Annotated in this window: 22 protein-coding genes; 7 read left to right on the top strand and 15 right to left on the bottom strand. The window is 57.8% G+C overall.

Translation table 11 applies throughout. The annotated features are described in order from the left end of the window. Positions 1–11: 11 nt before the first annotated feature. Positions 12–296 (bottom strand): preprotein translocase subunit YajC, encoded by a 285-nt coding sequence (yajC, locus tag WG622_RS00905; protein WP_209356032.1) that lies wholly within the window; start codon positions 294–296, stop codon positions 12–14. A 217-nt stretch (positions 297–513) separates the two neighbouring features. On the opposite strand from yajC, the gene serS reads away from it, so the two are divergent. After that, the gene (serS, locus tag WG622_RS00900) at positions 514–1,806 is read left to right on the top strand and encodes a serine--tRNA ligase (protein ID WP_339401869.1); all 1,293 of its coding nucleotides are present in this window, start codon (positions 514–516) and stop codon (positions 1,804–1,806) included. Here serS and WG622_RS00895 read toward each other — a convergent pair. From WG622_RS00895 to WG622_RS00880, 4 genes are all read right to left on the bottom strand, one after another. Beyond that, positions 1,803–2,939: a T6SS phospholipase effector Tle1-like catalytic domain-containing protein gene (locus WG622_RS00895; RefSeq protein WP_339401868.1), complete on the bottom strand. Its 1,137-nt coding sequence runs from the start codon at positions 2,937–2,939 to the stop codon at positions 1,803–1,805. The genes serS and WG622_RS00895 overlap by 4 nt on opposite strands. 105 nt (positions 2,940–3,044) lie before the next feature. After that, on the bottom strand, positions 3,045–4,508 hold the full coding sequence (gene der / locus WG622_RS00890) for a ribosome biogenesis GTPase Der (protein ID WP_339401867.1): 1,464 nt from the start codon (positions 4,506–4,508) through the stop codon (positions 3,045–3,047). A gap of 46 nt (positions 4,509–4,554) precedes the next feature. Then, positions 4,555–5,859 carry a PQQ-like beta-propeller repeat protein gene (locus WG622_RS00885; protein WP_339401866.1) on the bottom strand — a complete coding sequence of 435 codons (1,305 nt, stop codon included), beginning with the start codon at positions 5,857–5,859 and terminating at the stop codon, positions 4,555–4,557. Positions 5,860–5,893: 34 nt separating this feature from the next. After that, positions 5,894–6,568 (bottom strand): tetratricopeptide repeat protein, encoded by a 675-nt coding sequence (locus tag WG622_RS00880; protein WP_339401865.1) that lies wholly within the window; start codon positions 6,566–6,568, stop codon positions 5,894–5,896. 206 nt (positions 6,569–6,774) lie between these two features. Here WG622_RS00880 and WG622_RS00875 point away from each other — a divergent pair, with 206 nt between their 5' ends. Beyond that, positions 6,775–8,025 carry an efflux RND transporter periplasmic adaptor subunit gene (locus WG622_RS00875; RefSeq protein ID WP_339401864.1) on the top strand — a complete coding sequence of 417 codons (1,251 nt, stop codon included), beginning with the start codon at positions 6,775–6,777 and terminating at the stop codon, positions 8,023–8,025. Next, positions 8,022–11,729, top strand: coding sequence for an efflux RND transporter permease subunit (locus tag WG622_RS00870; protein WP_339401863.1), 3,708 nt, complete (start codon positions 8,022–8,024; stop codon positions 11,727–11,729). Before WG622_RS00875 ends, WG622_RS00870 begins: the two co-directional genes overlap by 4 nt. 184 nt (positions 11,730–11,913) lie before the next feature. On the opposite strand, the gene WG622_RS00865 is transcribed toward WG622_RS00870, so the two are convergent. Next, positions 11,914–12,546, bottom strand: a complete 633-nt coding sequence (locus WG622_RS00865) for a LysE family translocator (RefSeq protein WP_339401862.1) — start codon at positions 12,544–12,546, stop codon at positions 11,914–11,916. A gap of 241 nt (positions 12,547–12,787) precedes the next feature. Here WG622_RS00865 and WG622_RS00860 point away from each other — a divergent pair, with 241 nt between their 5' ends. Next, on the top strand, positions 12,788–13,162 hold the full coding sequence (locus tag WG622_RS00860; protein WP_339401861.1) for a hypothetical protein: 375 nt from the start codon (positions 12,788–12,790) through the stop codon (positions 13,160–13,162). On the opposite strand, the gene WG622_RS00855 is transcribed toward WG622_RS00860, so the two are convergent. Together WG622_RS00855 and WG622_RS00850 are read right to left on the bottom strand one after the other, a co-directional pair. Continuing rightward, positions 13,132–14,970 (bottom strand): ABCB family ABC transporter ATP-binding protein/permease, encoded by a 1,839-nt coding sequence (locus WG622_RS00855; RefSeq protein ID WP_339402675.1) that lies wholly within the window; start codon positions 14,968–14,970, stop codon positions 13,132–13,134. The two genes, WG622_RS00860 and WG622_RS00855, sit on opposite strands and share 31 nt — an antisense overlap. A gap of 109 nt (positions 14,971–15,079) precedes the next feature. Next, positions 15,080–16,552, bottom strand: coding sequence for a LysM peptidoglycan-binding domain-containing protein (locus tag WG622_RS00850; protein WP_339401860.1), 1,473 nt, complete (start codon positions 16,550–16,552; stop codon positions 15,080–15,082). Positions 16,553–16,651: 99 nt separating this feature from the next. Here WG622_RS00850 and WG622_RS00845 point away from each other — a divergent pair, with 99 nt between their 5' ends. Continuing rightward, positions 16,652–17,194 carry an LOG family protein gene (locus WG622_RS00845; protein ID WP_339401859.1) on the top strand — a complete coding sequence of 181 codons (543 nt, stop codon included), beginning with the start codon at positions 16,652–16,654 and terminating at the stop codon, positions 17,192–17,194. Between the two features lie 81 nt (positions 17,195–17,275). On the opposite strand, the gene WG622_RS00840 is transcribed toward WG622_RS00845, so the two are convergent. The 7 genes from WG622_RS00840 to WG622_RS00810 form a co-directional block, all read right to left on the bottom strand. Then, positions 17,276–17,875 (bottom strand): superoxide dismutase, encoded by a 600-nt coding sequence (locus WG622_RS00840; RefSeq protein ID WP_339401858.1) that lies wholly within the window; start codon positions 17,873–17,875, stop codon positions 17,276–17,278. Positions 17,876–17,995: 120 nt separating this feature from the next. Next, positions 17,996–18,397 carry a lysozyme inhibitor LprI family protein gene (locus WG622_RS00835; RefSeq protein ID WP_339401857.1) on the bottom strand — a complete coding sequence of 134 codons (402 nt, stop codon included), beginning with the start codon at positions 18,395–18,397 and terminating at the stop codon, positions 17,996–17,998. A 153-nt stretch (positions 18,398–18,550) separates the two neighbouring features. After that, a complete protein-coding gene (locus tag WG622_RS00830; protein ID WP_339401856.1) occupies positions 18,551–19,108 on the bottom strand; it encodes a sarcosine oxidase subunit gamma in 558 nt (185 codons plus the stop codon). Further along, entirely contained in the window at positions 19,101–22,112 is a 3,012-nt protein-coding gene (locus tag WG622_RS00825; protein ID WP_339401855.1) for a sarcosine oxidase subunit alpha family protein, read from the bottom strand. The genes WG622_RS00830 and WG622_RS00825 overlap by 8 nt, the downstream gene beginning before the upstream one ends. A gap of 71 nt (positions 22,113–22,183) precedes the next feature. Further along, the gene (locus tag WG622_RS00820) at positions 22,184–22,516 is read right to left on the bottom strand and encodes a sarcosine oxidase subunit delta (protein WP_339401854.1); all 333 of its coding nucleotides are present in this window, start codon (positions 22,514–22,516) and stop codon (positions 22,184–22,186) included. Then, positions 22,516–22,698, bottom strand: a complete 183-nt coding sequence (locus WG622_RS00815; RefSeq protein ID WP_209356017.1) for a hypothetical protein — start codon at positions 22,696–22,698, stop codon at positions 22,516–22,518. Before WG622_RS00815 ends, WG622_RS00820 begins: the two co-directional genes overlap by 1 nt. Further along, positions 22,698–23,945, bottom strand: a complete 1,248-nt coding sequence (locus tag WG622_RS00810) for a sarcosine oxidase subunit beta family protein (RefSeq protein ID WP_339401853.1) — start codon at positions 23,943–23,945, stop codon at positions 22,698–22,700. The genes WG622_RS00815 and WG622_RS00810 overlap by 1 nt, the downstream gene beginning before the upstream one ends. 173 nt (positions 23,946–24,118) lie before the next feature. Between WG622_RS00810 and ccmI the strand changes: the two genes are divergently transcribed. Together ccmI and ruvX are read left to right on the top strand one after the other, a co-directional pair. Beyond that, positions 24,119–25,336: a c-type cytochrome biogenesis protein CcmI gene (ccmI, locus tag WG622_RS00805; protein ID WP_339401852.1), complete on the top strand. Its 1,218-nt coding sequence runs from the start codon at positions 24,119–24,121 to the stop codon at positions 25,334–25,336. Beyond that, positions 25,337–25,810, top strand: coding sequence for a Holliday junction resolvase RuvX (ruvX, locus tag WG622_RS00800; RefSeq protein WP_339401851.1), 474 nt, complete (start codon positions 25,337–25,339; stop codon positions 25,808–25,810). Positions 25,811–25,825: the final 15 nt, after the last annotated feature.

The following is a 25,825-nucleotide window of genomic DNA, read 5'->3' as shown; positions in this document are numbered from 1 at the left end:
CCTTTGATCGTTTAGGATTTGACAGGTTCGGTCTTGGATTTCACATCCGCGATGGTGTTCTGCACAACGCGCACTTTGACACCATCCGCGATCTCGACTTCCAGCTCGTTCTCGCCGTCTTTAACTTTAGAGACCTTGCCAATCAGACCACCCTGCGTGACCACTTCGTCCCCGCGACGCACAGCGGCCACCATGGCCTGATGCTCTTTGACTTTTTTCTGCTGCGGACGGATCAGCAGGAAATACATGATCGCAAAGATCAGAATAAGCGGCATAAACTGGGCGAAAGCTTCCATGTTTTGGATCCTTTGTCTGGCGCGGCCCCCCGCGCGAAATTTGGATGGAACCTATGTGTGATGGGGGGCAGATGCAAGGCGGGATTGGGCATTCTTATCCAATTGCACAAGGCTTCTGCCACAGGCGGCAGGAATGGCGCGTGCTGTGGTTTACCAAGACCTGCAAAATGCGCCATAAGCGTGCTCACAACCTGAATCACTTCAAAGGATAAGTTCCATGCATGACATCCGCGCGATCCGTGAAAATCCGGCCGCTTTTGATGCCGCCCTCGCCCGCCGTGGGGATGCGCCGATGTCCTCATCCCTTTTGGAGATGGACGCCGCACGACGCGCCAAAATCACTGCAGCCGAAACCGCGCAGGCGGAACAGAACAAAGCCTCCAAATCCGTCGGGGCCGCAAAGGCCAGCGGAGACGAGGCCGAGTTCGAACGCCTCCGCGCGCTGGTGGCCGAGAAGAAGGCCGAAGTCGCCGCCATGCAGGCCGAAGCCAAAGAGCTTGACGCCCAGCTGACCGACGCTCTCGCCCGCATCGCCAATGCACCCGCCGAAGACGTGCCCGACGGGGCGGATGAGGACGACAACGTCGAAATCAACCGCTGGGGCGAGGCCGTTGAGCTGCCCTTTGCGGCCAAAGAACACTATGAGATCGCAGGCGTCGCCGCCTCGATGGACTTCGACGTCGCCGCCAAGATTTCCGGCGCGCGCTTTGTGATGCTAAAGGGCGCGGTTGCCCGCATCCACCGCGCTTTGGCGCAGTTCATGATCGACACCCATGTGGACGAAAATGGCCTGACCGAGATGAACTCTCCGGTTCTGGTGCGCGATGAGGCGATGTATGGCACGGATAAGCTGCCGAAATTTGGCGAAGACAGCTATCAGACCACCAACGGTTGGTGGCTGGTGCCGACCTCTGAGGTGCCTCTGACCTATACAGTGGCTGGCGACGTTCTTGAAGAAAGCGCTCTGCCGATCCGCATGACCGCGCATACCTTGTGTTTCCGCTCCGAGGCGGGCTCTGCGGGCCGTGACACGGCGGGCATGCTGCGTCAGCATCAGTTTGAAAAGGTCGAGATGGTTTCGATCGTGCATCCAGACGAGTCGGACGCCGAACAAAAACGCATGCTGCGCTGTGCCGAAGGGATCCTTGAGAAACTGGGCATTCCTTACCGCACCGTGGTCCTCTGCACCGGAGACATGGGCTTTGGCGCACGTCGCACTTACGACATCGAAGCCTGGATTCCAGGTCAGAAAACCTATCGCGAGATCTCTTCGGTTTCCACGACAGGCGATTTCCAAGCCCGCCGCATGAACGCACGGTTCAAGCCCGCCGGTGGCGGCAAGCCTGAGTATGTCCATACGCTAAATGGCTCAGGTCTGGCCGTGGGTCGTTGTCTAATTGCTGTGCTTGAGAATGGACAACAGGAAGACGGCTCTGTGACGTTGCCCGCGGCACTCGCGCCTTATTTGGGTGGCAAGCTGACGCTGACGTCCGACGGCCTTTTGTCTTAAGTAAAAAACTCGTTGGGATAAAGGCGGCTCAGACTTTTCGGTCTGTAGCCGCTGTCCTTGCCAAACAACGTGTCCGCAGAGGCAGATAGGGTGTGAACGGCTTTGGCTTCAGGCCCCTTTCGCCAGGCATAGAGCTTTCTCCTGTTTAGCTTGTAGATCGCTTTCGTTTTTATTTTCAGAGGCTTGCGATTCAAAGGGTCGCGCACGACGCCCTGCATCAGCAGTGATGGGTCAACCTGAAGGCCTTTTTCAACAGCACCTTCCACAACCCAATCCAATGTATGCGAGGCGAGCGCCTCATTGGCTCCACTGCCCCCAACCATTCCATGGTCTCCCGCGAACCAAACCTGTTGATACGAGCGTTTTGGCTCGTCTTCAGAAAAGTCCGAGTTAAGTCGCGCGAGATTGTTCCAAAGCGCCGGCTGAAAGAAATAGCGTCGCTCGTCCAATGCCATCGCATGACGCGCGGATTGCACCGAACTGCTGAGCACCATGTCGTGAAACGCATGTCGGCGGTTCAAAAACTCTGAGACTTTGCCCAAAAGGTTCGGCACACCCATCGCGCCAACAGTATCCCACACCCCAAGATAGGCAATCTGGATGATATCACCCTGCCCATCTCGGAAGGCCAGATCCTCCCGGGACGTCGCAAATTTCGGAGACAGTGCCTTGCGCGCGGTCTGAATATGTGGCGCGTCTGGATGATTTTCTTCACCTCGCATCCGGTAGAGCTCTAGCGCCTGTTTCACAGAGCTTTTCGTTACCTCGGCCGGCAGACCGGATTTCCGGATCATCCCAGCCAGAGATCGCACTGTGAAAGCGCCGCGCGAAAAACCAAACAGAAAGATTTGGTCGCCGGGCTCATAGGTGCGCGCCAAGAACTCGTAAGCCTTCAGGATGTTTTTGGTCAAACCCATGCCAAAGGCCCCGCCTCCAACTTTGTCAAAAGCCTTGCCCAAATGGCTGGTAAAATGCGCGCCTGCGCCGACGCCGGGGAAATACCCGCAGACAAGTTTAGAGTTTACTTGTTCGACCTCGTGGGCGGCTTCATAGAGCTTTTGAACATGGGTCGAATTCGGTGCCCATGGCGAATTCCAAGTTCCGTCGCAAAACACAGCGATATTCTTCGGCATAAAATACCCTCAGCAAACGTAGATTTTAAAATCAAAAAAATAAGGCAGCTCCAAATAGAGCTGCCCTCAAATACCGAGTCTTTTCCCTAAAAATCAAGGGGCTAACTATTTCTCGCGCTTTGCCCGAGGCGTGATGTGCTTTTTCAGCGCACCCGCGTTCTTCTTGCGCGTGCCTTTATAGGGGTTTTTATCCCCCTGCCCACGCATATGCAGCCGGATCGGCGTGCCAGGCATGTCAAAGTCTTCGCGTAACCCGTTGACAAGATAACGAGAATAGCTGTCGGGCATCTTATCGGGATGGCTGCACATCACCACAAACCCAGGAGGCCGGGATTTGGCCTGTGTCATATAGCGCAGCTTGATCCGCTTGCCTTGTGGTGCGGGCGGCGGGTGCTGTTCCAGCATGCCCGTCAGCCAGCGGTTCAGTTGAGCCGTGGTGACACGACGGTTCCACACGTCATAGGCGCGCAGGATGGCGTCATGCAGGCGTTCAAGACCTCGGCCAGTTTTCGCAGACACCGTAATCAGAGGTGCGCCCCGCAGCTGTGGCAACAGACGTCCGAAGGCTTCTTTAAGGTCGCGCAGTTTTTCCTGCTTGGCGTCCTCAACGTCCCATTTGTTGACGGCCACCACTACGGCGCGGCCTTCGCGTTCGGCGAGGTCTGCGATCCTAAGGTCTTGTTGTTCAAAGGGAATTGCGGCATCGAGCAAGACCACCACGACCTCAGCGAATTTCACCGCACGCAGACCGTCAGAGACCGAGAGTTTCTCGACCTTATCCTGCACCTTGGCCTTTTTGCGCATGCCAGCGGTGTCAAAGATCCGCATCGGCGTGTCGTTCCACGTAGTCCGCAAGGAGATCGCATCTCGAGTGATGCCAGCCTCGGGGCCTGTCAAAAGACGGTCTTCGCCGATGATCTTGTTGATCAGTGTGGACTTGCCCGCGTTCGGACGTCCCACAACAGCAATTTGCAGGGGTTTTTCATTCGTTGGCTTGGGAACGGCGCCCTCGTCGGCGTCCTCATCCAATTCCACATCCGTTTCCGGCGCAGTTTCCTCGGCCAGTTTCTTGAATTTCTCTTCAACCGGCAAAAGCTGCACAAAGAGGTCATTCATGCCTTCGCCGTGTTCGGCAGACAGGCGGATCGGCTCGCCCAGACCCAATGAATAGGCCTCAATCACACCCGCATCGGCGGCCGCGCCTTCGCCCTTGTTCGCAGCCAGGATCACATGGGCGGATTTCTTGCGCAGGATCTCGGCGAAAATCATGTCGGTCGGCGTGACCCCTGCCCGCGCGTCGATCATGAACAGACAGACATCCGCCATATCCACCGCGCGTTCCGTCAAGCGACGCATCCGGCCCTGCAGACTGTCATCCGTCGCATCCTCAAGACCGGCCGTATCAATCACAGTGAACCGCAGATCGCCCAGACGCGCCTCGCCTTCGCGCAAATCACGCGTGACGCCCGGCTGGTCGTCAACCAAAGCCAGTTTCTTGCCCACAAGGCGATTGAACAGCGTGGATTTGCCCACATTCGGGCGCCCCACGATGGCGAGTGTGAAACTCATGATACTCTCCAGAGGTCTGAAGACGCGGCCTTACAGCATATTTCCCTTAACGGAAAGCCAACAATTGGCCCTTTTTGCTGACAACATAAAGCGTGGTGTCCGCAACGATCGGGCCAGAGGCAGCGCCGCCGGGGATTGCGGTGGAATAGACCATCTCGCCCGAGGCCGGATCAAAGGCGCGGAGCGTGTCATCAGAGGAGGCCACATAGAGGCGACCACCCGCCAGAACCGGACCATAATGCGCATAACGCGCCACCTGGCGACGCGGGCGTGCTTTGACGAAGTCAGGCAGACCTTTGATCCAGACATGCGATCCGTCAGAGGCATTCAAACGCACCAACTGGTTCTGTTCATTGACGAAAAACAAAGAACCACCCACAGGCCAAACCGGACCAATCGCGCCTTCGGCCGTGGTCCATTTGCGCTCGCCGCTTTCAAGATCCAGCGCTGCGATGCGGCCAGAGTGGTTTGCCACATAGACCGTAGAGCCGACGATCACGGGATCGCCAGTGATGTCTCCGACCGTCGACAAGGCGCGGCCGATGCGTTGGCCTTGGATGCCCGCGTCCCAGAAACGCACGCCGCCACGACGGAAGGCGGTTTGCACTTCGCCAGAGCCAAAGGCAAAGACCGCAAAGCGATCAGACAGCGCAGGGGCTGAGGGCACTTGCAGGTTGTTCACAGAGGGAGTCGAGGTCAGTTTCCACTCGATCCGTCCGTTGGATTTGTTGACGGCCCAGGCGACGTCGTCACCGGCCACGAAGTAGATCAGGTTGCCATAGACAACGGGCGCGCCGTTGCCAGTTGCGCCAAGACGCTGTTCCCATTGCACAGCGCCGTCAGAGGGATTCACCGCCAAAAGACGGCCAAAGCCGGTGGTCACATAGAGAACGCCATCGGAAATCGCTAATCCACCGCCCGAGGCATCCCGCGCATCGTCGCCAACAGGTGTGAGACTACGAGACCAGATGCGCGCACCTGCAGTCGAAGTCGCCACGAGGTTGGATTCTGCATCAACCGTAAAGATACGCCCATCGGCCATGACAGGATCGGTAGAGATACGCGCACGACGCCCCTCACCCGCGCCGATGTCCGCAGACCATGCCAATGTCGGGCTCGCACCCAAAGCAGGATGGCTCGTGCGATAGCGCGGCGTGCCGTGACGATGGGTCCAGCTGGTGTTGCGGGTCACGCCCGGCAGACGGATCGCTTTACTTTCAGAAGGTAGGTCCAGAGCAATCTCGTCACCCCGGATGCTCTCACGTTCGCCCGTCAGCAGAACTTCGCGTTGCGCACAGGCCGTCAGAACCAACGTGCTGGCCGCTGCCAAAAGCAGTGTCCCGAATTTCATACGATGTCCCTCCCGCCGAGTGGTTTGCGTGATCTTACTGACCTTCTGTCCCAGCCGGCAAATCTTCTGGTTCGCCCCCAAGAGCCACAATCAACTGACTTGCGCGTTGACGCAAGCCCGCAGATGCGCCCGCATCCAGCGAAATTGTCTGCAAACGTGTGATGGCGGCCTCTGTATTTCCTGCCTCAATTTCCAGCAAAGCGATCTGTTCTGAGGCAAAGAGTGCCATTGGACGACCGGGTGCCGACAGCGCTTCAAAGGCAATCCGGCGATCCTGAGCGGACAATGTGTCGCTTTGCGCCAGTACCGCTTTAAAGGCAGCCAGGTCTTTATAGACGGCATCGACATCCGTGGTGGCCGCCGCGTTCAGCGTAGCCGCCGCAGCCTCAGCGTCGCCCGCATCCAGTTGCGCCGCACTCAACAGAAGTTGACGCACGATTTCCGCGTCAGAGGACTGAAGATCCGCATTTTGCAACGCCGCAGCCTGCTCAGATGCCTCAGGCGTTCCAAGCGCAAAAAGCAATGCATCCCCAGTGGCTTGCGCGGCACTTGCGGTTTGGGACTTGTTGTATTCATTCCAAGTCGCCCCGCCCACAATGGCGACAACCGCCACCACTGCAATCCACCCATAGCGGCGGAACTGCGCGAACAAAGCATCGCGGCGCACCTCTTCGGTGACTTCATCAATAAAGCTGTCGGTATCGCTCACAGACCCTACCCCTATTCGATTTTCTCTCTCATAGCCTTTGCCACACCAAAGGCCAAGTGTTGACGGCAAAACTATGCTGCTCTTGCAACGGTTCCACGAGAAAAGTAAACTAAACTGGTCAGTTCAAAAAAATCTGTTTGCGCCATTGTAATCAGAGTCCTTAACCCTAACTGCAAATCAGAGGTTGCCAACATAAGGCAGGGGAAATGAAGCCAGTACCAGTTATTATTGCCGCAATCGTAACGGCGTTTTTGTTTTTCTTTGTAATCCAACGTGAGCAGTTGTTGGAATTTGCATCCGGTGGATCCGGAGACAGTGACACTGTGGTTACCGAAACTGCAGAGCCTGCGGAAACAGTAGAATCAACTGAAAATGTGGTGCGCGTAGTAGCGATCCAGTCGACCGCCCGTGTGATCGACAGTGCGGTTGTGCTGCGGGGCGAGACGGAAGCAACCCGCCAGTTGGATGTCATGGCCGAAACCTCGGGTCTCGTGATCTCAGAGCCTCTGCGCAAAGGCGCTCTGGTTGAAGCAGGTCAGTTGCTCTGTGAAATCGATCCGGGCACACGTCTGGCGTCCTTGGCAGAAGCGCAGGCGCGTTTGGCCTCTGCCAAAGCTGCCGCCCCTGCCGCGCAGGCCGTTGTTGAACAAGCGCGCGCTGCTTTGGAAGAAGCACGTATCAATGACAACGCCGCCGAGCGTCTTTCGAAAGAGGGCTTCGCCTCTGAAACCCGCGTCGCAGCGACCCAAGCTGCCGTTCGAGCAGCGGAAGCAGGCGTGTCTTCGGCGCTGTCCGGTCTGGAAAGCGCGCAAGCCAATATAGAGTCCGCCGAAGCAGGTGTGGCCTCGGCCCAGAAAGAAATCGACCGCCTGAAGGTCTTCACTCCATTCGGTGGCCTGCTGGAAACCGACACTGCCGAAATCGGCGGCTTGTTGAGCGTGAACAGCCCCAACGGAGCCCATTGTGCGACCATCATTCAGCTAGACCCTGTGAAGCTCGTGGGGTTTGTGCCTGAAACCGAAGTGAACCGCGTTCAGCTCGGCGCACGCGCTGGTGCGCGTTTGACCGACGGCAATGAGGTGATCGGCGAAGTGACCTTCCTGTCTCGCGCCGCTGATGAAACCACCCGTACGTTCCGCGTCGAAATCACCGTCGACAACGCAGACCTGAAAATCCGCGACGGTCAAACCGCCGAGATCATCATCGCCTCGGACGGTAAATCTGCGCATCTGTTGCCTCAGTCTGTTCTGACGCTGAATGACGAAGGCACCTTGGGCGTGCGCACGGTCACTGCGGAAAAGAAAGCAGACTTCGTCCCTGTCACAATGTTGCGTGACACCATCGACGGTGTCTGGCTGGCGGGCCTCCCAGAGGCCGCCGACGTTATTGTCATTGGTCAAGAGTACGTCATCCCCGGCGTTCCCGTGGAGGCGAGTTATCAGGAGACGAACGAATGACTGGGATCGTAGACTGGGCCGCCTCGCGCGCCCGCATGGTCATTGCATTCATTATCTTATCGCTCGTGGCAGGCGGGTTCGCCTATTTCACGCTGCCCAAAGAGGGCGAGCCGGATATTGAGATCCCGGCGCTCTTTGTCTCTGTCCCCTTCCCCGGCATTTCCGCCAGCGACGCAGAAACCCTTCTCGTTAAGCCAATGGAAACCGAATTCGCCGATCTGGATGGCCTTAAGGAAATGACAGCCACTGCGGCCGAAGGCTATGCCGGTGTCGGGCTGGAATTCGAGTTCGGCTGGGACAAAACCAAGATCATGGCCGATGTGCGCGACGCCATGGGCACCGCCGAAAGCCAGTTTCCCGACGGGTTTGACAGCTATTCTGTCAACGAAATCAACTTCTCTGAGTTCCCGATCATCATCGTGAACCTCACAGGCCAAGTGCCTGAACGCACCATGTCGCGTGTGGCCGAAGATCTGCAAGAAATGCTCGAGAGCATGGATGCTGTTCTGGAAGCCGGCATCGCGGGCAAGCGCGAAGAGATGCTTGAGGTTCTGATCGACCCCTTGCGGCTTGAGGCTTACAACGTCACCGCCTCTGAGCTAATCAATGTCGTGCGCAACAACAACCAGCTGATTGCGGCAGGCGAAGTTGAAACCTCGCAGGGTACTTTCGCAGTCAAAATCCCGTCCTCCTTTAGTGACGCGACAGACGTCTACGGCCTGCCGGTGAAAACCAATGGCGACCGGATCGTGACCTTGGGCGATCTGGCGCAGATCAAACTGACATTCGAAGACCGTGTCGGCACCGCGCGGTTTAACGGCGTGAACACGGTTGCTTTGCAGGTCGTGAAACGGCGCGGATTTAACCTCATAGGCACGGCCGAAGAGGTGAAGCTTGCGGTCGAGGAAGCCTCAGCCGATTGGCCGCCTGAACTGAAAGCCTCGGTTGAGCTTGGTACATCGAATGACCAAAGCCGGATCGTTGGCTCTATGGTTAGCCAGCTTGAGGGCTCGGTCATGACCGCGATTGCGCTTGTGATGATCGTGGTCTTGGCTGCCTTGGGCACGCGCGCTGCGTTGCTGGTTGGTTTCGCGATCCCGACGTCGTTCCTCTTGTGTTTCGTCCTCCTCGCATTGATGGGCGTGACGGTTTCAAACATCGTCATGTTCGGCCTGATCCTTGCGGTCGGTATGTTGGTCGACGGCGCGATTGTGGTCGTGGAATACGCCGACAAACGCATCAAATCCGGCGTCGGCCCGATGCACGCCTACACCGAAGCCGCCAAACGCATGTTCTGGCCGATTGTGTCCTCCACTGCGACAACGCTCTGTGCCTTCTTGCCGATGCTCTTCTGGCCGGGGGTTCCGGGGCAGTTCATGGGTATGTTGCCTGTGACATTGATCTTTGTTCTGTCGGCTTCTCTGGTCGTGGCATTGATCTATCTGCCCGTCATGGGTGGCGTGTCTGGCCGTCTCAGCCGCAGCTTCCAGCGCGCCTCTGACGTGCTGCGCAAACGCACCCCTTGGTTGGTGCGCGCAATTTTGGTGCCGCCATCGCTGTTCCTCGTGTTTGCGGGTGCAATGACCATTCTAAACCCCGGCTACCTCTTTGGCGGAGAAGCCCCCTTCCCGGCCATGGTCGGCTTTATTCTGGGCTTTGTGATGTTCTTGGGCGGAGCCTTCGCCGGTTCGATCACCGTGGACGCCGTTATGTTCACCCGCCGCCAGAAACGCGTGCGCTCAGGTCTCCGTCTGTCACCCTTTGGCTGGTTCATCAAACTGATCGCGGGCAACCCGATCATGCCGATTGTCTCGATCGTCGCCGTTGCCTTCTTTGTGGTCTCGGTCTTCACCTATTTTGGCGCGAACAACAAAGGCGTCGAGTTCTTCGTGGAATCCGAGCCTGAAATGGCCATCGTTTATGTCAAAGCGCGGGGTAACCTGTCGCTGGAACAAAAAGACGGCCTCGTGGAACGCGCCGAAGAGATCGTGCTCTCCCACCCCGGCGTCCAAACCGCCTTTGCCTTTGCAGGCGAAGGGGGGTTGAACAACAACACCGGCGGGGCGCAGCCTCCGAAAGACACAATCGGTCAAATCCAGTTTGAGACCATCCCTTGGGAAGATCGTCCCGACAACCAAGAGCCATGGTTCACTATCCCGTTCGTCGACTACACGGTGATGCGCGAGATCAAGGACTTTGATTTCGACGGCGATACTATCATCGACGAGCTGACCGCAGAGCTTGAAACCATCCCCGGCGCGCAGGTCGAGATCCTTGCGGCTGACCGTGGTCCTGCCTCGGCCAAGCCTGTGCACTTGCGCTTGAAAGGCGACAATTGGGAAGACCTTCTGGCCGCAACGCGCATGGCGCGCGCGCAGTTTGACGCGACCGACGGGTTAACGCTGATTGAGGACACCCTGCCCCTGCCCGGCATCGATTGGGAGATCGAAGTCGATGTAGAACGCGCGGGCCGCTATGGCGCGGACGTGGCAACCGTTGGCGCGATGGTGCAGCTTGTGACCCGTGGCATCCTCTTGGACACCTACACGCAGGACGGATCAGACGAGGAAAGCGAGATCCGCGTGCGCCTGCCCGAAGAGGACCGTGTCCTGAGCACTCTGGATACGCTCAAGGTGCGCACCCAAGGCGGTCTGGTGCCGTTGTCCAACTTCATCACCCGTCAGCCGGTGCCCAAACTGGCCGAAATCAACCGCGTCGATCAAACCCGTTATTTCGACGTGAAAGCGGGCGTTGCAACAGCGCAAATGCTTTTGAAAAACGAGACCACCGGGGAAACCCGCGTGATACCCGCGGTGGACTATGAAGCGGACACAGCGCTCCAAGCCGAACTGACTGAAGCCGGTTTCACAGCAGTCCCGCTGACCCCTGCGGAACAAATCACGCTGATCACCTCGTGGCTGGAAACCTCTCCGTTTGCGCATGGCATCGAATGGGAGTGGACCGGTGACCAAGAGGATGAGGCAGAAAGTCAGGCCTTCCTTGGCAATGCCTTCCTGGGCGCGCTGGGGCTGATGTTCATCATCCTGCTAGCGCAGTTCAACAGCTTCTATAACTCGGTCCTGGTGCTCTTGGCGGTGATCCTATCGACCACGGGTGTTCTGATCGGGATGCTGGTGATGGATCAGGCCTTCTCGATCATTATGACCGGCACCGGCATCGTGGCTTTGGCGGGGATCGTGGTGAACAACAATATTGTTCTGATCGATACCTATCAGGAATACAGCCAATATATGCCGCGCATCGAGGCGATCATTCGCACGGCGCAAGACCGTCTGCGCCCCGTTTTGCTGACCACCATCACCACAATGGCAGGCCTTGCTCCGATGATGTTCGGCCTCTCGCTGGACTTCGTGAACGGGGGCTATTCCATCGACAGCCCAACCGCGCTCTGGTGGAAACAACTGGCGACGGCTGTGGTCTTTGGCCTTGGCATCGCGACGGTGCTGACGCTGGTCTTCACCCCGTCGATGCTCGCACTACGCGTTTGGGCAACCACCTACGCGGCTTGGTTCTTGCGCCTGCTGGCACGCATCACCCGGGGCCGTGGCAGTCGTGTCGCGCGCGACTGGGCACTGCGCCGTGAGGCCAAGAAATTCCGTGCGCCAGAGATCCTCTGGGATGATGGTCAGGATGTGATTGAACCCCTGCAGCCCTCGAAGGGAGACTTGCGCGCTGCAGAATAAGTTCGCGGAACGCTTGCGGCGTAAACGCCGCCGCAAGCTCTGAGGTCCGCCCAGCATATAGGCTTTGGAGTTCCCTTGCGCGTCATACCGCACCAGAGCCCCCCTGCTCCCAATCAGGACTATGCTGGGCGACCTCATTCAATCTCAAGCGGAACCTTACGTAAAAGTAAGCTTTGTGCCGGGTCTATGTGCGGTCTGTGACCGATTTGAGACCCAACAGCACGGCGGCCGCGATCATGAACCCACCGCCCAAGCGTTCAATCCAAAGCTTTGCCGCGCCTTTGAACCGTGCCGCGATCCAACTTGCGCTACCGCCATAGGCGCAAAGGAATGCACCATCCATCGCAAGATAGGTGGCAGACAAGATCAGGAATTGGGGCCAGAAGGCTGCCTCTGCTGAAATGAATTGCGGAAAGAGCGCTGCGAAAAACACGACGGCCTTTGGGTTCGCCGCCGAGGTGATAAACCCCTGCATCCACAAGGCACGGGCGGACACGTCTGACTGCTCTGCCCGCGTATTGGGATCATTCGCTTTTGCCTTCAAAATCATTCGCGCGCCCAACCAGATCAGATAAGCCACCCCCGCCCATTTGATCACCGACAGCGCAGTGGCTGAGGCCGCGATCACGGCTGCCAAACCCAATCCAGCGGCCAACATCTGCAACATATTCGCGCTCAGATCGCCTGCCGCGGTAGAAAGCGCCCGGCGAAACCCATGTGCTCCACTGTTAGAGAGCATCAAAAGCTGGCTCGGCCCCGGAGTGCTCATCAAAGCCAGAACGGTCGCAACATAAATCAACCAAGTTTCAAACGTCATGGGGGCCTCCTGATTGGGATTTATGTCAGGTTGAACGAAAACGCGACCATTTGAAACACTATGATTTAGCGTAATGAAACAGGTTCAAGCTAGATCAACGGAATTCGCCCTACTCAAAACCATTTATAAACGCTAGCATACGCTCAGCTTAAACAGGAGAGCACTCGCTTTGGACCTTGAGACAGAAGTCTTAAAGATCATCGCAGAATATGAAGCCGCAATCGCCAGCAAGGATAACGCTGTGATTGCGAACCTTATGGCGTTCCCTTTCGAAGTCATCGTGAAAGGCCGCAAAAAGCACTTTTATCAAAACCAGGCACAAATGATGGCCCGGCTTGAGACCTTTCGTGCGATTCACAAAAAACTGGGGATCGCCACAATTTCGCGCGAAGTGGTCACAGTGCACCAAACTCATGCGGATGAAGCCTTAGCCTTTACGCTCGACACCGCTCACAATGCAAAGGGCGACGTTGTCACGTCCTGGCGTACCAGCTTTTATGTCAAACGCACACCAAATGGCGTTAAACTGGTAAAAGCAGACTCAACCGATCAAAACCGAGCCATGACAGAGCTTGGTTTCCCGCTTTACGAAGCCAAATCGGTTTCATTGAGCTGACGATGCCATAACTGCGCATAGCGCCCTTCGCGCGCCAGCAATTCCTCGTGCTTGCCCTGCTCCACGACCTCTCCGGCCTCTAGCACAACGATCCGATCCGCTTCGGCAATGGTGGACAGACGGTGCGCGATGGTGATCACCGTGCGCCCATGGCCCGCATGCGCCAACGCTTCTTTGATGGACTGTTCGGTTTCCGTGTCCAGCGCGGAGGTCGCCTCATCCAGCAACAGAAGCGGTGGATCCTTCAACAGCGTGCGCGCAATGCCGACCCGCTGCTTTTCACCACCCGACAGCTTAAGCCCCCGCTCGCCGACCATCGTGTCATAGCCCTCGGGCAGGCTCTCCACAAAGTCATGGATCTGCGCCGCTTTAGCCGCAGCTTCCACATCCGCCTGCGTGGCCCCATCGCGACCATAGGCAATGTTGTAGCGGATGGTGTCGTTAAACAGCACCGTATCCTGCGGCACGACGCCAATGGATTTATGCAGACTTTCCTGCGTCACATCCCGCACGTCCTGGCCATCGATGAACAACCCGCCGGATTGCACGTCGTAAAAGCGGAACAAGAGCCGCCCAATGGTGGATTTGCCAGAGCCTGAGGCCCCGACAATGGCAACCGTCTGCCCCCCCTCTACGTCGATATCAACGCCTTTGAGGATCACACGTTCGGCCTCATAGCCAAAGACGACATTGCGCAGCTCGATATGGCCCTTGTCGATCTCAATGGGCTTGGCATTTGGCTTGTCCTTGATCTCTGCCGGCTGCTCCAGCAGATCAAACATCTCGCCCATATCCACCAACGCCTGACGGATCTCACGATAAACCGTGCCAAGGAAGTTCAGTGGCATGGTGATCTGCACCATATAGGCGTTCACCATCACAAAATCGCCCACCGTCAGCGTGCCGTTTTCTACGCCCACAGCCGCCATGATCATGACAATCACAAGGCCCGAGGTGATGATGAACGACTGCCCAACATTCAAACCTGCGAGGGAATAGGCCGTTTTCAAAGCCGCGCGCTCATAGCCTTTCATCGAGACATCATAGCGCGCCGCTTCGCGCTTCTCGGCGCCAAAATACTTCACGGTTTCAAAGTTCAGCAGGCTGTCGATGGCCTTCTGGTTTGCATCCGTGTCCTGATCATTCATCTCTTTGCGCAGCTTCACGCGCCATTCGGTGACCTTGAAGGTAAACCAAACATAGAGCGCGATCGTGACCAGAATGACCAGCAGATACCAAGCGTCCAACTGATAGGCGAGAATGCCCATGATCAACACAAGCTGCAGCACCAGCGGCCCGATCGAGAACAGCAAAAATCGCAAGAGAAACTCGACGCCTTTGACACCCCGCTCGACAATCCGGCTCAGCCCGCCGGTCTTGCGCGAGATGTGATAGCGCATCGAAAGGCGGTGAATATGGGTGAAGGTCTCAAGCGCCAACTGCCTCAGTGCGCGTTGCCCGACGCGGGCAAAGATAACATCGCGCAGGTTCTGAAAGCCGATCTGCATGACACGTGCAACACCATAGGCCACGGTCAGGCCAACCGCGCCAAGCATCAGCACAGAGGCCCCTTCTTCGGCCAGAGCATCCACCGCCATCCCATAAAGCTGCGGCACGCCCACGGCCATCAACTGCGACACAAGCAAGGCCGCCATCGACAGGACCACACGGGCCTTAATGTCGCTGCGCCCCTCGGGCCATAGATAGGGAATAACGCGGCGGATAATTTTCCAGCCGGATCTCTGTTCGTGGCGGGCCAGTTCTTCGTCAGAAGCGGTGCGCCAGCGCTGGGTATTGCCTCGTGCCATGGCCCATAGGTAGTCCTCTCGGCGGCGGATTGCCAGCCCCGAACGCTCCATATTTCATCTTGCTAAAAATACTCAAAAGCAAACGCCGCCTCAGGGGGCGGCGCTGGCTTTAGTTCTGTTCCGGAACGGTGAAAACCTGCCCCGGATAAATCAGATCCGGGTTGCGGATCCGGTCTTTGTTGGCCTCAAAGACCTGCACGTAAAGACGTCCGTCGCCGTAGTTTTCCTTTGAAATCGCCCAAAGCGTCATGCCCGGCTGTACTGTGACCGCGAGAACCTTTTTGATGTCGATCTCTTGCGTGGCCTCAACCAGCTTCTCACTCGGCTCGCGCTTGAACGGCGTCTCAACCCGAGACACCACTTCACCCGCATCAGACACCTGATCCACCCGCAGCGTATAAACGCCTGGTGCCACATCCGGCAGCTTCAACTCCCAAAGGCCGCTTTGCGCAATCCGCGCGGTCGAGCTGAGTTCATTGTCCAGATAGATCCGCACAAAGTCGCCGCTCGGAGAGGTCCCGGCCACCTGCACTTCGCCCAAATCGGAATAGCTGATCGAGTCTATCGCCACAGTGGCCTGCACCTCTGGTGCGAGCTCAGGCGCTGTTGGGCTTTGCAATACACGCGCGCCACTGCTGTCCGCGATGATCACAACCGGAGAGGCTGCAGGTTGCTCTGGCTCGGCAAGCGCTTCTGGCGTTGCAACCTCCTCAGTCACAACCGCTACTTCTGTTGGTGTCTCTTCACTCGTCTCGACAGTCACTGCAGGTGCTGTTTCGACAGTCACTGCAGGCGCTGTTTCGACAGCCGCCGCAACGGTTTCGACCGCGGTCTCGACAGTGGTCTCGACGGTGTCTTCCACTTCAGCAACAGCGGTTTCTACGCTGGTCGTGGCAGCCTCGACTGTCTCAGCAACAACAGGTGCCTCTTCCGAGCCGTTTTCCACCAGAGGTGCGGCGGCAGCGACCTCCGCCTCAGGCTCGGTCTCGGCAGATTCAGGCTGCGCCGTCGCCGCCGGTTCCGCTAAGGCAAGAACCGTTTCTTCGGTGCTCTCCTCAAGAGTTCCAGCCACAACAGGCGCGCTTGGCGCAATGATCACGGTGGCGTCAGAATACAGCTCCTCGCCATCAATGGTCTGCAAAAGGCTCATGACGCGTGGCTCAAGGCTCGCCTCCAAGGCAATGAAACCAAAGAACTTTCCATCGCGGCCAACTTCAACTTCGCTCAGCGTGGCCCCGTCCAAAAGGATCGCAACGACAGCACCCGGCTCCGCTGTTCCGGCCACCTGTCCCGCCCCATCCGGCGCAATGCGCACCAGATCAAAACTCGGCTTGATCAGCGCCACCACCTCGGGTTCTGGTGCGGCTTCTTCAACCACCTCAGGCGTCGCTTCAACCACCACAGGCGCTTCGACAGGCGCCTCAGGTTCTACCTGAACCACAGGCTCGACCGGTGCGTTTTGCTGCGGCAGGCTGGCGGGCGCGAAAACGCCCGAGGTGTAGACCGCGCCAGACACGACGACCACGGCAATCCCCGCCAATAACAGCGTCTGCCCAGACGCAGCTGATCCCATTTTAGACATTCACGGTCTTCCCAGTAATTTTTGCAGTCCCCTCGGTTGAGGGACAGTATCAACAAGGGATACGGTGGTCAAAACAGATTCCTTAATTTGAGATCAACCATGGCAAAACTGTCGATTTGCGTTTTTTGCGGCTCTCGCTTGGGCGCCGCGCCCGAATATGAGGCGGCGGCGATAGAGATGGGCCAAGCGATTGGTGAAAACGGCTGGCGGCTGGTCTATGGCGCCGGAGACGTGGGGCTTATGGGCACCGTCGCCCGCGCAGCTCAGGAGGCCGGGGCCGAAACCTTTGGCGTGATCCCAGAGCATTTGGAAAAGGCTGAGGTCGGCAAGCGCGATCTGACCGAATATGTGGTCACCAAAGACATGCACGCGCGCAAGACACGCATGTACGAGGAAGGCGATGTGATTGTCGTGCTGCCCGGCGGCGCGGGGTCACTGGACGAGCTCTTTGAAGTGCTCACCTGGCGGCAGCTCGGCCTGCACGAAAAGCCGATCTATGTCGTGAATACCGAGGGCTATTGGGACAAACTTCTAGACCTAATCGATCATGTGATCGACCAAGGCTTTGCGAGCAACAGCTTGAAAACGCTTATCAAACCGGTCTCAACACCCGCTGAGATCGTTGAAGATCTCAACGCATAGCTTTTTCTCTTGCTATAAATATCCAAAAAAGAAACGCCCCACCAAATGGCAGGGCGTTTCTTCTATTCAAGTGACCCGAAATCACATACGGGACGCAACATTTTCCCAGTTGACCAGGTTGTCCAGGAAGTTGGTCAGGTAAGCCGGACGCTTGTTGCGGAAATCGATGTAGTAGGAGTGCTCCCACACGTCGCAACCCAAGAGCGCGGTTTGACCAAAGCACAGCGGGTTCACGCCGTTCTCGGTTTTGGTGACAGCCAGCGAGCCGTCTGCGTTTTTCACGAGCCACGCCCAGCCGGAACCGAACTGACCTGCGCCTGCGGCAGAGAATTGGGATTTGAAGTCGTCAACAGAGCCAAAGTTCTCAACCAGCGCCGCTTCCAGCTCGGAAGGCATCGCGGATTTGCCAGGGCCCATCATTTCCCAGAACTGATTGTGGTTCCACAGCTGAGAGATGTTGTTGAAGATGCCGTTCTGCGCGACCGCAGCTTTGTCGTAGGTGCCGACGATGATCTCTTCGAGCGATTTGCCGTCCCACTCGGTGCCCGCGATGGCTGCGTTGCCATTGGTCACATAGGCGTTGTGGTGCAGATCGTGGTGGTATTCCAGGGTTTCCGCGGACATGCCAAACTCGGCCAGAGCGTCATGTGCGTAAGGAAGATCGGGGAGTTCAAATGCCATTTCGGCCTCCTAAAAGTTCAAGCGGTCTCTGACGCTAGATGTGAGCTTTTGCACTGAAAGGTCAAGGCAAAAGCGTCAGAAATCACTCAGAAGCAACTTGTTTCCCGTTTTAAGCAAATCTCAGCTTTGAACGAGCTTACAGGTGCCATGCGTATTAAAGTTATTGTCGTAGCCAACAGGGCTCATCGAGGCATTGGCTTTTAGGGACGGCAGCAAGACGGTCAGACGGTAATCAAGGTGCGCGTTTTGGTTCAGTCGGTCTTTTTGCCGGGGAAGACGCCACTTTACGGTAAAGCGTTTCTTGGTTTTAGAGGTCAGTCTTGCGTCAAACCACCCGTCTTGTCGCTGCAACGTAAAGCCATCCACGACTTGCGCAGAATTTGAGTCCAGATCGACATTGACGGCAATGACCGGTGCGACCCAGCCACCTGCGCCACCACGGGAAAAATCACATTCATAGATTTCCGCATGTGCAGCAGTTGCAGCCAAAGACAATACGGCTGCGGTCAAAATACGTTTCATAACTATCTCCAATACCTAAAAGAATTCAACATCATGCGTACGAAAAAAGCCTCGCCTGTCACAAGCGAGACTTTCCAGATATTGGCAAAGGTCAGGTTTTCCCTAGGTTTCGAAATAGTCCAAAGGCTAAACCATCCCCTCCTTGGGTGCGCCTTAGACGGAAACCCGACTTCCCTCTGCAGCCGCCGTTTTCAACACGTCGAAAACATATTGCGCTACCGAGCGGAAGCAGACGAGCTCAAAGTCTCCATTTTCTGTTTTCCAAACTGCCGCCGCAACCTGAGACAGGCGAGACCGGCGGAAGTCTCCGGCCTCAAAGGCGCTGAAATCCACAGGCATGACTTTGGACAGAGCCTCGTGCGCCGCATCGCCGTTGATACGGAAATGCGCACGGGCATCAGAGACGACTTCGGCCAGGAAATGCTGACCCGCCAAAGCCGCCTCAAGCGCTGCTTTCGCCTCACCGGTCGCCGCATAGTCCACCAGAACCAGCAACTCATCCGGCGACATCCAGGCCACAGAGCCATTGTCACCAAAAGAGACCTTCCGTGTGGCCGGCACCTTCGCGCCGGTTGCGTCTTTGATGGCTTTCGCCATTTCTTTGCTGGCCAGATCCCCACGCAGGGTGATCATGCCGGACAGCCCAAGTTCAGAAACTTCGGCGAAGCCTTTGGCTTTGACGCCATTCAATGCGCTGACAAGATTAGACATTTTGCTTTTCTCCGTCCTTGTCAAAGAAGACCTGATCGACGATGCGTGCTTTCACGCTGGTGCCGTCAAGCTTTGGAATATCCAGAACTTCGCCCATGCGATCTGGTCCTTTGTGCACCAGAGCCATCGCGATGCCGCGATCCAGAGTTGGCGAGTAGTAGGTCGAAGTGACCCGACCCTGTACATTGCGCTGCCCATTGGCGTTGTCCCCTGACGACGGGATATACGCCCCGTCAGGAATAACCGACCCATCCAGAGTTTCCAGTCCAACCAGTTTCCAGCGATCGCCCGAGGCCATATGCGCGCGTTCTTGCGCGCGTTTGCCGAGGAAATCCTCTTTCTTCTTGGAAATCGCCCATTGCATGTTCAGATCCTGCGGGATCACAGTGCCATCGGTCTCGTCTCCGATCATGATAAAGCCCTTCTCGGCCCGCATCACGTGGAGCGCTTCGGTGCCATAAGGCATCACGCCGAACTCTTCACCCGCCGCAAGCAGCGCGTCCCAGAAGGCACGACCTTGGCTGGCTGGAACCGCGATCTCGTAAGACAGCTCGCCAGAGAAAGAGATCCGGTAGGCCCGCGCATCGAAATCGCCGATCTTACCGTCACGCCATTCCATGAAGGGCAGCGCCTCGGCCGAGACATCCATACCTCCCAGCTTTTCCAAGACCTTACGGGCGTTCGGGCCGACCACGGCAATCTGCGCCAGTTGCTCGGTGACATTGGCCACGTAGACGTTCCAGTCCCACCACTCGCATTGCAGCCAGTCTTCCATCCAACCGTGAATGCGTTCGGCCCCGCCGGTGGTGGTGTGACAGAGGAAGGTTTCTTCGTCGATGCGCGCGACCACGCCATCGTCGATCAGGAAGCCGTTCTCGTTACACATCAGGCCGTAGCGGCATTTGCCGACCTTCAGCGTGCTCATCATATTGGTGTAGAGCATGTCGAGGAACTTGCCCGCATCGGGGCCCTTGACCACGAGCTTGCCGAGGGTGGATGCATCGAGCATCCCCAAAGAGTTGCGGGTCTGGTTGATCTCGCGTTTCACAGCATCGGCGTGGCTCTCGCCAGCTTTGGGGAAGCAGTAAGGGCGACGCCATTGGCCCACCGGCTCAAAGAACGCGTTCTGCTCTTCGTGCCAGTCGTGGATCGGGGTGCGGCGGATTGGTTGGAAGATCTCGCCACGCGCTTCGCCACCGATAGACCCCATCGAGATCGGAGTATAGGGCGGGCGGAAGGTAGTCGTTCCCACCGCCGGGATTGGTGCGTTTAGCTGACCTGCAAGGGTCGCCAGACCGTTGATATTGCTGAGTTTACCTTGATCGGTCGCCATACCCAGCGTGGTGTAGCGCTTGGTGTGCTCGACGCTTTCATAGCCCTCTTGGGCCGCGAGGCGCACGTCAGAGACTTTGACGTCGTTCTGATAATCCAGCCAGGATTTCGCACGCAGCTTGGCAGAGGCACCCTGTGGCATGAGCCAGACGGGTTCCATCGCGGCCTCATCAACGCTCTCAACCTTCGGCGCTTTTACCGATTTCGCAGGCTTGCCGACCATTTTGGCCGCCTGTTTGCCTGCCTCGGTGGCGTCCGCCAGCACGTCTCCGAGAGAAATCGGGCCATTGGCCGCCCCCGCTGGGATCACGAAAACATCGCCGTCTTGGTTGGTCGGGCCGCGCGCGGCATCGGGTGCAAAGTGGTTCTGCACCTCATCCCAGTTCAGCTTGCCGCCGCAATGGGACCAGAGGTGCACCACAGGCGACCAGCCGCCAGACATGGCGACCGCATCACATTTGATCTCTTCCAGAACCGAGCCCTCGCCGGCCTGCGCACAGATCGCCACGCCGGTGACGCGTTTGCCGCCCTTGACCTTGGCGATGCCCTTGCCGGTCTCAACACGAATGCCGAGCGCCTTCGCTTCTTCCATCAAAGCACCGCCGCCTGCAGGGCGTGCGTCGATGATCGCGGGCACCTCGAGGCCTGCGTTTTTCAGAGCAATCGCAGTGCGATAGGCGTCGTCATTGTTGGTGACGACGACGGTGCGGTCTCCGATGGAAACGCCGTAACCGTTCACATAATCGCGCACGGCAGAGGCCAGCATGACGCCCGGGATGTCGTTGCCCGCAAAGGAGAGAGGGCGTTCGATGGCACCGGTTGCGGTCACGATTTGACCCGCACGGATACGCCACAAACGGTGACGTGGGCCATTTTGATTTGGCGCGTGGTCGGCCACACGTTCATAGCCCAGCACGTAGCCATGATCATAGACCCCTGCCCCCATCATGCGGGTGCGCAACGTGACGTTTTCGTTGGCTTTCAGTTCATTCAGCGTCTCGGCCACGAAATCCTCAGCGGATTTGCCGTCGATCTCGCCACCGTCAATGACCGCGCGACCACCCCAAGAGGCGTCTTGCTCGATCAACAGAACCTTAGCACCGCCCTTGGCCGCTACCTTCGCCGCCTGCAGACCCGCAACGCCGCCGCCGATGACCACGACGTCATAGAAGGCATAGAAATGCTCATAGGTGTCCGCATCGCGCTCTTTGGGCGCTTTGCCGAGGCCTGCGGCCTGACGGATGAAGGGCTCAAAGAGGTGTTTCCACGCAAAGCGCGGGAAAAGGAATGTTTTGTAGTAGAACCCTGCCGGCATAAAGCGCGACGCAAAGCTGTTGAGCGCACCGATGTCGAACTCGAGGCTTGGCCAGTGGTTCTGGCTGGTGGCAGCGAGGCCATGAAACAGCTCGGTCGTGGTGGCGCGTTGGTTGGGTTCAAACTTGCCGCCTTCGCCCAGGTTCACCAGAGCATTGGGTTCTTCGGCCCCGCTCGCCACGATCCCGCGCGGGCGGTGGTATTTGAACGAGCGGCCCACCAGCATCTGGTCATTAGCCAGAAGAGCTGAGGCGAGCGTGTCGCCTTCAAAGCCCTTCAGGCGTTTGCCGTTGAAGGTGAATTCGATGGCTTTGCCCCGATTGAGGAGGCTGCCGCCTGTGGAAAGTCTTGTGCTCATGTGTCAGCCCTTTGCTTCGGGTTGAGAGGCCGGATTGCCTCCGGCGGGGATGTTTTTCGCAAGAGAAAGGATCACAGCGAGAACTCGCGCCAGGTCCAATTGGGGTGTTTGGCGGCGATCTTGTCTTTGATCTCTTGGGGCGGCTCATAGGTCTGGGCAGGGTATGTGCCGAACACCTCAAGCGTCATGGTGCAGCGCGCGGCATGGAAGTATTTGCCGCAGCCGTTCTGGTGACGCCAGCGTTCCAGATGCGCGCCCTTTGGGTTTTCGCGCATGAAGAGATAGGCCTCGAAGTCCTCGTCCTTGGAGCCTGGACCAAAGCGTTTCAGATGCGCTTCGCCCTCGGCGTGGAATTCGGTTTCTTCGGCGGTGACGCCGCAGTATGGGCAGGTAAGGACGAGCATCAGCGGGCCTCCTTTCTAAGTCTTACAATCTCGCCAAGCAGGCCGCCAATGCAGCCCGCAAGAGCGACGCATAGCCAGAAACCGGAGACGCCTCCGATCAGGCCGCCGACAATACGGCTTCCGTTGCCGAAAATGGCGCCGATCATGACACCCAGTGTTGCGCCAGCGATTGGGGTTTCCATCAGTGTGCCACCCCTGCTGCGACGCTCTCGTCGATGAAGCGGCCTTCGATGAAACGTTCCATGCCGAATTCGGCGCTCAGTGGTCCTGGCTCGCCCTTGGCGATCAGTTCCGCTGTGGCCCAGCCGCCGCCCGGAATTGCTTTGAAGCCGCCGGTGCCCCAGCCTGCGTTGATAAAGCAGTTGCCCAGAGGCGTTTTGCCAATCACTGGCGAGCGGTCGCCGGTCACATCCACGATGCCGCCCCATTGGCGCAGCATTTTGAGGCGTGAGATCATCGGGAAGGTCTCGACCAGCGCGCGGACGGTTTCCTCGATGTGATGGAAGGAGCCGCGCTGGGTGTAGTTGTTAAACCCGTCGGTGCCGCCGCCGATGACCATTTCGCCTTTGTCTGATTGGCTCATGTATCCATGCACGGTGTTGGCCATGACCACCACGTCCATGCAAGGTTTGATCGGCTCAGACACCAGCGCCTGCAGGGCGACGGACTCCATCGGCAGACGGAAGCCCGCCATTTCAGCTAGCGCGCCGGAGTTGCCCGCAACCACAAGACCCAGCTTGTCGCAATCAATCGCGCCTTTGGTGGTGTCCACGCCTTTGACCTTGCCATTTTCCGAGCGCACGCCAATGACTTCGCATTTCTGGATGATGTCCATGCCCATATCGGAACAGGCACGCGCATAGCCCCAGGCCACCGCATCGTGACGGCCCGTGCCGCCGCGGGCCTGCCACAAGGCACCCAGAACCGGATAGCGCGGGCCTGAGATATTCATGATCGGGCAGAGTTCTTTGACCTTTTCCGGTCCGATAAATTCGGTCTGCACACCCTGAAGCGCGTTCGCATGCGCTGTGCGCTGATAGCCGCGCACCTCATGTTCCGTCTGGGCCAGCATCATCACGCCGCGCGGGGAGAACATGACGTTGTAGTTCAGGTCTTGAGACAGGGTCTCATAAAGGCTGCGCGCCTTTTCATAGAGCGCGGCCGAGCTGTCCTGCAGATAGTTCGAGCGGATGATCGTGGTGTTCCGACCCGTGTTGCCGCCGCCCAGCCAGCCTTTTTCGATGATCGCCACATTGGTGATGCCGAAATTCTTGCCCAAATAGTAGGCCGTGGCCAGGCCATGGCCGCCAGCGCCGACAATGATGACGTCGTATTTCTTTTTCGGCTCGGGGCTGCGCCAGGCGCGTTCCCAGCCGCTGTGAAAGCGCAGGGCCTCGCGGGCGATGGCAAATGCAGAGTAGCGTTTCATCCAAAGCATCCAATTGTGGTGTTTTTATCCATGTGACTCATGGGCAAGAAATCGGCCCCAGTCAAACCGTCCCTTTTGCGCCAAGTTGCGACATTGTGACGACAAATAGCGCTTCCTCTTTTTTGTCGAGCCCCGCGAGGTTACATGATGGGGGCACAACACGAGGATGAACGATGGAATTCTGGCTGATCGCGGGATTGATCTCGGCTTTGGTGGCGGCGCTTTTGGGGCGCAGCCTGCTGCGTGGTCAGGACGGCGTGGTGGATGCGGCGGCCTATGATGTGCAGGTCTATCGCGACCAGCTAAGCGAGGTGGATCGCGACGTGGCCCGTGGCGTCTTGGGCGAGGCTGAGGCCGAGCGCACCAGAACCGAGATTTCCCGTCGTCTTTTGGCCGCAGATGCGGCGGCACAGTCGGTGACTTCCAAGGGCGCGCGGACGGGTGTGGAAACCTGGGGCGGGCTAACCCTCGCTGCCATTCTTGTAACGGCTGGCGGGCTTGGGCTCTATAGCTATCTGGGCAAACCTCAGATGGCCGATATGCCGTTGGAAAACCGGCTCCAAGAAGCGCGCGATCTGGCCAGCACTCGGCTGTCTCAGGCCGCGTTTGAAGCGCAAATGCCTGTGGCAATTTTGCCAGAACCTGATCCAAGTTTGTTGAACCTTGTCGAGCAGTTACGAGACGTTGTTAAAGAACGCCCCGACGATCTGCGGGGCTTTCAGCTATTGGCGCGCAATGAGGCTTCATTGGGCAATTATACCCGTGCTTATGCGGCCCAGAACCGCATCATTGAGCTCAAGGGCGACGCGGTTGAGACCAACGATTATCTCACCTTGGCAGATTATTACATGATCGCCGCTCAGGGCTATATATCGCCCGAAGCCGAGGACGCGCTGAGCGAGGCAATCCGGCGTGAGCCTCAGAACGGGTTTGCCCGCTATTACACGGGCCTGTTGATGATGCAGACCGGACGTCCTGATCTGACCTTCCGCTTCTGGCGCGCTTTGCTGGAAGAAGGGCCCGAAAACGCGCCCTGGATCGCGCCCATCAGGGCCAATATCGACGACCTCGCCTGGATTGCGGGCGTGCGTTACGACCCGCCTGCCCCGCGCGGCCCATCCGCAGAGGATATCGCCGCCGCCGAGTCGCTTAGTGCGACGGATCGGGCTGCGATGATCGAGGGTATGGTGGCGAGCCTGTCGGACAGGCTGGCCTCGGAAGGTGGATCCGCGCAGGAATGGGCGCAGTTGATCACCGCTTTGGGCGTTTTGGGCCGCACAGGCGATGCAAAAGACATTTGGACAGAGGCGCAGGAACTTTTTAATGAGACGCCGGAAGGCTTGGCCATGATCAACCAAGCCGCTGCCAATGCGGGCCTTACGGAAGAATAGATGATTTTAGACGATCTGAACGCACAGGCGCAGGAAATCCCTGTGATGCAGGCGATGATGGGCTTGGATCTTGGCACCAAAACCATCGGGGTCGCCGTGTCAGACGGGATGCAATCTGTTGCCACGCCTCTGGAAACCGTAAAGCGCAAGAAATTCACGCAGGACGCCGAGCGTCTTTTGCAGATTATCGCAGAACGCAATATCGGCGCTGTTGTTCTAGGCTTGCCATTGAACATGGACGGCACCGAAGGCCCGCGCGCCCAATCCACCCGCGCTTTTGCCCGCAATCTGGAGAAACTGATCACGATCCCGATCACCTTCTGGGACGAACGCCTGTCCACCGTGGCCGCAGAACGCGCACTTTTAGAGGGGGATACGTCACGAAAACGTCGCTCAGAGGTTATCGATCACGTGGCGGCGTCCTATATCCTTCAAGGTGTGCTGGACCGTTTGGGTCACCTGCGCCGCAGCTAGGATGGGAATGCCCTA

Origin of the sequence: Cognatishimia coralii, assembly GCF_037478305.1 — a bacterium.
GTDB lineage: Bacteria > Pseudomonadota > Alphaproteobacteria > Rhodobacterales > Rhodobacteraceae > Cognatishimia > Cognatishimia coralii.
Note: the sequence above shows the minus strand (reverse complement) of the source record. Positions and strands in the feature narration are given on the sequence as shown.

Excerpts from the sequence above, each read along its gene's own strand:
- yajC (WP_209356032.1), bottom strand. The coding sequence starts at position 296 with ATGGAAGCTTTCGCCCAGTTTATGCCGCTTATTCTGATCTTTGCGATC.
- der (WP_339401867.1), bottom strand. The coding sequence starts at position 4,508 with ATGAGTTTCACACTCGCCATCGTGGGGCGCCCGAATGTGGGCAAATCC.
- WG622_RS00815 (WP_209356017.1), bottom strand. The coding sequence starts at position 22,698 with ATGGAAACCCCAATCGCTGGCGCAACACTGGGTGTCATGATCGGCGCC.
- WG622_RS00825 (WP_339401855.1), bottom strand. The coding sequence starts at position 22,112 with ATGAGCACAAGACTTTCCACAGGCGGCAGCCTCCTCAATCGGGGCAAA.
- WG622_RS00845 (WP_339401859.1), top strand. The coding sequence starts at position 16,652 with ATGGCAAAACTGTCGATTTGCGTTTTTTGCGGCTCTCGCTTGGGCGCC.
- WG622_RS00855 (WP_339402675.1), bottom strand. The coding sequence starts at position 14,970 with ATGGCACGAGGCAATACCCAGCGCTGGCGCACCGCTTCTGACGAAGAA.
- WG622_RS00875 (WP_339401864.1), top strand. The coding sequence starts at position 6,775 with ATGAAGCCAGTACCAGTTATTATTGCCGCAATCGTAACGGCGTTTTTG.
- WG622_RS00870 (WP_339401863.1), top strand. The coding sequence starts at position 8,022 with ATGACTGGGATCGTAGACTGGGCCGCCTCGCGCGCCCGCATGGTCATT.
- WG622_RS00885 (WP_339401866.1), bottom strand. The coding sequence starts at position 5,859 with ATGAAATTCGGGACACTGCTTTTGGCAGCGGCCAGCACGTTGGTTCTG.
- WG622_RS00820 (WP_339401854.1), bottom strand. The coding sequence starts at position 22,516 with ATGCTCGTCCTTACCTGCCCATACTGCGGCGTCACCGCCGAAGAAACC.
- ruvX (WP_339401851.1), top strand. The coding sequence starts at position 25,337 with ATGATTTTAGACGATCTGAACGCACAGGCGCAGGAAATCCCTGTGATG.
- WG622_RS00840 (WP_339401858.1), bottom strand. The coding sequence starts at position 17,875 with ATGGCATTTGAACTCCCCGATCTTCCTTACGCACATGACGCTCTGGCC.
- WG622_RS00865 (WP_339401862.1), bottom strand. The coding sequence starts at position 12,546 with ATGACGTTTGAAACTTGGTTGATTTATGTTGCGACCGTTCTGGCTTTG.
- WG622_RS00830 (WP_339401856.1), bottom strand. The coding sequence starts at position 19,108 with ATGTCTAATCTTGTCAGCGCATTGAATGGCGTCAAAGCCAAAGGCTTC.
- ccmI (WP_339401852.1), top strand. The coding sequence starts at position 24,119 with ATGGAATTCTGGCTGATCGCGGGATTGATCTCGGCTTTGGTGGCGGCG.
- WG622_RS00835 (WP_339401857.1), bottom strand. The coding sequence starts at position 18,397 with ATGAAACGTATTTTGACCGCAGCCGTATTGTCTTTGGCTGCAACTGCT.
- WG622_RS00810 (WP_339401853.1), bottom strand. The coding sequence starts at position 23,945 with ATGAAACGCTACTCTGCATTTGCCATCGCCCGCGAGGCCCTGCGCTTT.
- WG622_RS00850 (WP_339401860.1), bottom strand. The coding sequence starts at position 16,552 with ATGTCTAAAATGGGATCAGCTGCGTCTGGGCAGACGCTGTTATTGGCG.
- serS (WP_339401869.1), top strand. The coding sequence starts at position 514 with ATGCATGACATCCGCGCGATCCGTGAAAATCCGGCCGCTTTTGATGCC.
- WG622_RS00895 (WP_339401868.1), bottom strand. The coding sequence starts at position 2,939 with ATGCCGAAGAATATCGCTGTGTTTTGCGACGGAACTTGGAATTCGCCA.